Genomic DNA, 6098 nt, shown 5'->3' with positions numbered 1-6098 from the left:
CGATACAAATCGCGGATCATCGTCACGGTGTGGAATATCGCCAGTAGCGGTACCGCTGCGGTACAGGTGATGGACAGGGCAGTCAGCACTTTGTTCGCCGAATACATTGAAGCCACGAAGGCGGCGGCCCGCGCCGCACTCGCGATACTCCAGGCGTAGTAAATGGCCGATTGCTTGCGCGCACTCATCAGATTGTCGCCCTGTTGCTGCGGCCGGACCAGGTCCAGCACAGCGCGACTGTGCGCGTCCCACTTATCCATTCGCTCGACTTTGCTGTGCAATCTATTTTGAAACGGCCTGGACGCGAGTATCTCCTTCAGCGCATAAGCACGATCTCGCAAATCCACAAGTTCGGGCGACGTTGCCCTGTCAAGCGTTTGCAAAAGCTCTTTGAACGCGTCCGTACCGAGCACTTTTTCAAGCTTTTCCAATTCCGCATTCCACTCGTCGCTTACCCAGGCCAAATTATCGTGGAATTTTTCCACCTGGTCCTGGCCGAGCATGCTGATCGCCGAGTCGAAGTCAACCCGCGATGCTACTTGCGGCGCCGCTTCAGGCTCTGTGCGGGAAACCACGGTATTACGACGCACGCTATAAGAGCGATTGACCCGCCGCTGCGTTTCAACGTCGGCAGAAGAGGAAGAACTAGCGTCCATATTGTTCTCCTTGTTGCGGGTTGCCGATTGCAGCGTCAATATCCCGCTGACCGCTTGCAACAATCTCCAGCGCTGGCCAGCAACAAGCGCATTCGAATAAGTCGAGTTTCATTTTTACTGTCTCCTTTTTGTACACACTGATCAGATGAAGCAGGCGCTGTGTATCAAGAAAGGTGACGCGGGTTCCGTGTCCGACCGTTTGGTTGCGGTGGCGCAATCGCGCTAGGAATAAGACAATCTGCCCCGAATTTTTCCGATGAAATATGGCACAGATCCGCTGGCAAATCGGTGTCCGGGATAAACCGATGTCCAGGCGATGTCCGACGTCGGCACAAGGGACAGAATGCCTGCATGCGGGGAGTTGAAGAGAAAAATTGAATGCGAGAAGCGAAAAGCGAGGGGCCGGAATGCACACGAGCGGCACATTCAGAATTCAATATCTTTTTATCGAACTATTGGGCGATTAATGACAATCACCCCGGAAGGGTAAATCGCCGCCGGCCGCGTCCTACTCGTCCTCGTTCTCTTGCTGCTGCTCGCCCAGCCGTGCCGGCGGCTTGTAAGTTGCCAGCAAATGTTGCCGGCTCTGCGGCGTTTCGAGCGAGATGCGTCCGATGGCGCCGCTGCGGTAGTCATGCAATAGCGTGTGCGCCGCCTTTTCAATATCGTAGTCACCGCCCTTGAGCTTCAACGCGCGTCGCTTTGCCACGCCTTCGATCACGGCATAGCCGTCCATGCCCTCGGTATCAAATCCATAGCGCGCAGCAAGCAATGCGGGATAACGCGACAGCAATAGTTGCGCAAGGAATTCCGCTACTTCTTCTTCAATGACGGCGTTCACGCCGACGGCATGGCTGGCCGCCAGCATCAGGCCATCGGATGGATGTTCGATCTTCGGCCACAACATACCCGGCGTATCGATCAGAACGATGTTATTGCCCAGGTACAGCCGCTGCTGGGTCTTCGTCACCGCCGGCTCATCGCCCACTTTGGCCACGCGTTTTTTCAATAGCGCATTCATCAGCGTCGACTTGCCGACGTTGGGTATGCCCATGATGATCGCGCGCAAGGGCTTTTCGTTGGTGCCGCGGTTGGGTGCGGTCTTGATCGCCAGCCCCGGCACTTTGGCAACGTCGGCCTGCTGCTTGCACGACAGCGCCACCGCGCGCACGTTTTTTTGCGCGTTATAGAAGTCGAGCCATGCCTTGGTCGCCACCGGATCGGCCAGGTCGGCCTTGTTGAGTATCTTCAGGCACGGACGCTGACGGAAGGTGCGCAGCTCGTGGATCATCGGATTGGTGCTGGCCTGCGGCAGGCGGGCGTCCAGCACCTCGATCACCATGTCGACTTTTTCCATCGACTCCGCCGCATTCCTGCGGGCGGCGTTCATGTGACCGGGGAACCATTGTATGGACATGCTGGACGCTTTTATGTATTCGGGCGGCTATTCTATCGCCGCGGCGCACATCTGCGTACCGAATTGCGCCTGATTGGCAATCAGACATCAATTGCCGACACCGACCCGGCACGCTGCCGCAATTCGAATTTCTGGATTTTCCCGGTGGATGTCTTGGGCAGTTCGGCAAACACCACGGCGCGCGGCACCTTGAATCCGGCCAGAGATTTCTTGCAGTGCGTGATCAGGTCCTGGTCGGTCAGGCTCACGCCCGGCTTGAGTTCATCGAACGCGCACGGTGTTTCGCCCCAGCGCTCGTGCGGCATAGCGACCACGGCAGCGGCCAGCACGGCGGGATGGCGGTACAGCACATCCTCGACTTCGATACTGGAGATATTCTCGCCACCGGAGATGATGATGTCCTTGCTGCGATCCTTGATCTTGATATAGCCGTCCGGGTGCATCACCGCAAGATCACCGGAATGGAACCAGCCGCCGGCGAAGGCGTCCTGCGTCGCCTTTTCGTTCTTCAGGTAGCCCTTCATCGATATATTTCCGCGGAACATGATCTCGCCGACCGTTTCACCGTCAGCGGGTACCGGTTTCATGGTCTGCGGATCGAGTACCGTGACCGCTTCTTCCAGCGCGTAGCGTACGCCCTGGCGACCATTGAGCCGGGCACGTTCGCCGATGTCGAGTGCGTCCCATTCGACCTGCTTGTTGCAGGCGACCGACGGCCCGCAGGTTTCGGTCATGCCGTAGATATGCGTCAGGTCAAAGCCCAGCTTTTCCATGCCTTCGATCATCGACGCCGGTGGTGCGGCGCCCGCCACCAGCGATGACACCGTGTGCGTGACGCCCTCGCGCATGGCCTCCGGCGCATTCATGATCAGCGACTGCACGATCGGCGCGCCGCACATGTGGGTGACACGATGCTCACGGATCGCATCCCAGATTGCCTTTGCCTCCACCCGGCGCAAGCAAACATTGACGCCAGTCTGAAGCGCCAGCGACCAGGTGAAGCACCAGCCATTGCAATGGAACATCGGCAGCGTCCACAGGTACACCGGGTGGAGCGGCATCGACCAGCTCACCACATTTGCCACCGCGTTGAGATAAGCGCCGCGATGATGGACCACCACGCCCTTGGGATTGCCGGTGGTGCCGGAGGTGTAATTGAGGCCGATCGCGTTCCATTCATCCGAGGGCGGCGACCATGCAAAGTCAGGACTGCCACTGGCAATGTAATCCTCGTATTCTATGGTGCCGATGCGTTCGCCCGGCCCTTCGTAAAGGGCGTCGTCGGCATCGATGACAATGATTTCCCGGTTCACTTTGGCAAGCGCGGCGCGCATCACGCCGGAAAATTCGCGATCGACAATGACCAGCTTGGCCTGGCCGTGATCGAGGTTGAATGCGATAGATTCTGCATCGAGGCGGGTATTGAGCGCATTCAGGACAGCGCCGGTCATGGGCACGCCGAAATGTACGTCGACCATCGGCGGCGTATTGGGCAGCATCACGGCAACCGTATCGCCCTGCCCCACTCCACTGCGCGTGAGCGCACTGGCAAGGCGCCGGGCCCGCGCGTAGGCCTGCTTCCAGGTCACCCGCAAGTCGCCGTGCACAATCGCCAGCCGGTTCGGGTACACGCTGGCCGCGCGTTCCATGAAACCGATCGGTGAGAGCGGTGCGTAGTTGGCCGCGTTCTTGTCCAGGCCGATGTCGTATTGATTCATGCCGTCTCCAAAGTTTTATATTTTGCCGAATCCTGTTGCCGAATCCTGTTGCCTAATACTGTTGCCGTGCTCCTTGTACCGGGGTCCTGCCGTCAGCCCAGGTCCGCCAATGTCCTCACATGCGCGACCACGCTGCGCCCCAATGCGGAAAGATTGTAGCCGCCCTCAAGGCAACTGACGATCCTGCCCCGGGAAAATTTATCTGCCACATCCATTACCTGCCGGGTTATCCATGCGTAATCGGCTTCCACCAGGCCCATCTGGCCCAGGTCGTCCTCGCGATGTGCATCGAAGCCGGCGGAAATGAAGATCATTTCCGGCCTGTGCGCTTCCAGCGCGGGCATCCACTGCTCGAGCACCAGCTTGCGCACCACATCGCCACCGCTGTGCGCCGGTACCGGTACGTTGACCGAATTGGGCGCAATACGCGACAAGGACTGCGCCCCGGTATAAGGATAAAACGGATGCTGGAAAAAGCTGACCATCAGCACGCGTGGTTCGTCAATGAAAGCCTCTTCGGTGCCGTTGCCGTGATGCACGTCAAAGTCGACAATCGCCACCCGCTGCAGACCGTGCACTTCAAGCGCATGGCGAGCGGCAATGGCGACATTATTGAACAGGCAAAAACCCATCGGCTCGGACGGGCGGGCATGGTGTCCCGGCGGGCGGACCGCGCAAAACGCATTGGCCAGTTCGCCGGCAATCACAGCGTCGGTCGCCGCCACGGCGGCGCCGGCCGCCCGTCGTGCGGCGCGCCAGCTCCAGGCATTGAGCGAGGTATCGCCATCGATCGGGTAATAGCCGGCGTGCAGCGCTTCGTCGCAGGCGAAATGATCGCCGCCGTCGGACTGCAGGGATTGGGGCGTGTTGTCGCGCACCAACGCGATGGCGGCACTGGTGTGTACCCGCGCCAGCGCGTCGATCGACGCTTCCGGCGCTTGGCGGTAATCAAGGAAAGCGTCTATTCGGCTGGCAATGAGCTGATCTTCGATTGCCTGCAAACGCGCCGGTGACTCCGGATGCCATGATCCCATCTCATGGCGCCGGCAGTCGGCATGGGTGTAAATCGCTGTGGTCATGGAATACAGCCCGAAGGCACGCTGTCTGTCTTTCTCTACTAGAATCTTGTGAGCTGTCTTTAGTGTAGCGCGAAACAATCCGGCAAAATGGCATTTGCCATCTTTGTCCATGCTGGCCCAAGCATCAGAATGCCCCTCCAACGGAAGAAGGTTAGCTCATGTTTTCAAAAGTCCATGCCGTCGCGCGGCAAGTTGGCGAGATTGTCGTTGGCAAGGATTTCCAGATCAGGCAGGCGCTGGTTTGCCTGCTGGCCGGTGGCCACCTGCTGATCGAAGACGTTCCCGGGGTCGGCAAGACCACTCTGGCCCATGCACTTGCAAGCTCGCTCGGACTGCGCTTTAACCGCGTCCAGTTCACCAGCGACCTGCTACCGGCGGACGTGATCGGCATCTCCGTGTTTGACCGGGAAAAAGGCGACTTCGCATTCCATCCCGGGCCAATTTTCACACAGGTGCTGCTGGCCGACGAAATCAACCGCGCCACGCCCAAGACGCAGTCCGCCTTGCTCGAAGCGATGGAGGAAGGGCAGGTCTCGTCCGACGCCGTCACCCGTGACTTGCCGCAACCATTCTTTGTCATCGCCACGCAGAACCCGACCCATCAGATCGGCACATTCGCGCTGCCTGAATCGCAGCTTGACCGCTTCCTGATGTGCATCTCGCTGGGTTACCCCGACCGCGAGGCCGAACGCAGCCTGCTGCGCGGCGAGGACCGACGCAGCCTGCTGCGCCAGATGTCGCCGGCAATGGCGCCGGAAGAGTTGCAGGCAGCCCAGTCGCTGCTGCGCGAAATCCATACGTCCGACCCCTTGATCGACTATGTGCAGGCGCTGGTGCAGGCGTCGCGGCAAGGCGGACTGTTCGCCGAAGGCCTCAGCCCGCGCGCGGCCATCGCGCTGGTGCAAGCGGCGCGGGCCTGGGCCGCACTGGAAGGTCGCAATCATGTGATTCCGGAAGACGTGCAGGCGGTCATCGTACCGGTTGCCGCTCACCGCCTGCGACCGGCCCGTTCCACATCCGGCCTGGGCGCGTCGAGCCGGGAACTGGTGCAACAACTGGTCCAATCGGTACGGGTATAGCGCATGCGGCTTGCCTTCCGACAGCCATTGCGGCGCGCCATCGACACCTGGCTGTTCCAGTTGAAGCCGGCCGAACAAGGTGAAGTGGTGCTGGTCCAGCGCCGGGTTTTCATTGTCCCGACCGGGGCCGGGATGGCCTATGTCCTGAT

At 59.8% G+C, this 6098-nt stretch carries 5 protein-coding genes; 1 reads left to right on the top strand and 4 read right to left on the bottom strand.

Features of this window, described 5'->3' with window-relative positions:
• The 4 genes from Q7T64_RS16245 to Q7T64_RS16230 form a co-directional block, all read right to left on the bottom strand.
• Positions 1–716 (bottom strand): hypothetical protein (locus Q7T64_RS16245; protein WP_304797853.1); only part of this gene is annotated, 716 nt, incomplete at its 3' end.
• A gap of 448 nt (positions 717–1164) precedes the next feature.
• Positions 1165–2073, bottom strand: a complete 909-nt coding sequence (gene ylqF / locus Q7T64_RS16240; RefSeq protein WP_304797851.1) for a ribosome biogenesis GTPase YlqF — start codon at positions 2071–2073, stop codon at positions 1165–1167.
• A gap of 80 nt (positions 2074–2153) precedes the next feature.
• Positions 2154–3791, bottom strand: coding sequence for an acyl-CoA synthetase (locus Q7T64_RS16235; protein WP_304797849.1), 1638 nt, complete (start codon positions 3789–3791; stop codon positions 2154–2156).
• Positions 3792–3883: 92 nt separating this feature from the next.
• Positions 3884–4870, bottom strand: coding sequence for a histone deacetylase family protein (locus Q7T64_RS16230; RefSeq protein WP_304797847.1), 987 nt, complete (start codon positions 4868–4870; stop codon positions 3884–3886).
• A 158-nt stretch (positions 4871–5028) separates the two neighbouring features.
• Here Q7T64_RS16230 and Q7T64_RS16225 point away from each other — a divergent pair, with 158 nt between their 5' ends.
• Positions 5029–5949 (top strand): MoxR family ATPase, encoded by a 921-nt coding sequence (locus Q7T64_RS16225; RefSeq protein ID WP_304797845.1) that lies wholly within the window; start codon positions 5029–5031, stop codon positions 5947–5949.
• The last annotated feature ends 149 nt before the right edge of the window (positions 5950–6098 follow it).

Origin of the sequence: Lacisediminimonas sp., from assembly GCF_030645335.1 — a bacterium.
Lineage (GTDB): Bacteria > Pseudomonadota > Gammaproteobacteria > Burkholderiales > Burkholderiaceae_D > Lacisediminimonas.
The sequence above is the reverse complement of the archived record's forward strand: the minus strand, read 5'-3'. Positions and strand labels throughout refer to the sequence as shown.

Coding starts and splice junctions, on each gene's coding strand:
- Q7T64_RS16225 (WP_304797845.1), top strand. CDS start 5,029: ATGTTTTCAAAAGTCCATGCCGTCGCGCGGCAAGTTGGCGAGATTGTC.
- Q7T64_RS16235 (WP_304797849.1), bottom strand. CDS start 3,791: ATGAATCAATACGACATCGGCCTGGACAAGAACGCGGCCAACTACGCA.
- ylqF (WP_304797851.1), bottom strand. CDS start 2,073: ATGTCCATACAATGGTTCCCCGGTCACATGAACGCCGCCCGCAGGAAT.
- Q7T64_RS16230 (WP_304797847.1), bottom strand. CDS start 4,870: ATGACCACAGCGATTTACACCCATGCCGACTGCCGGCGCCATGAGATG.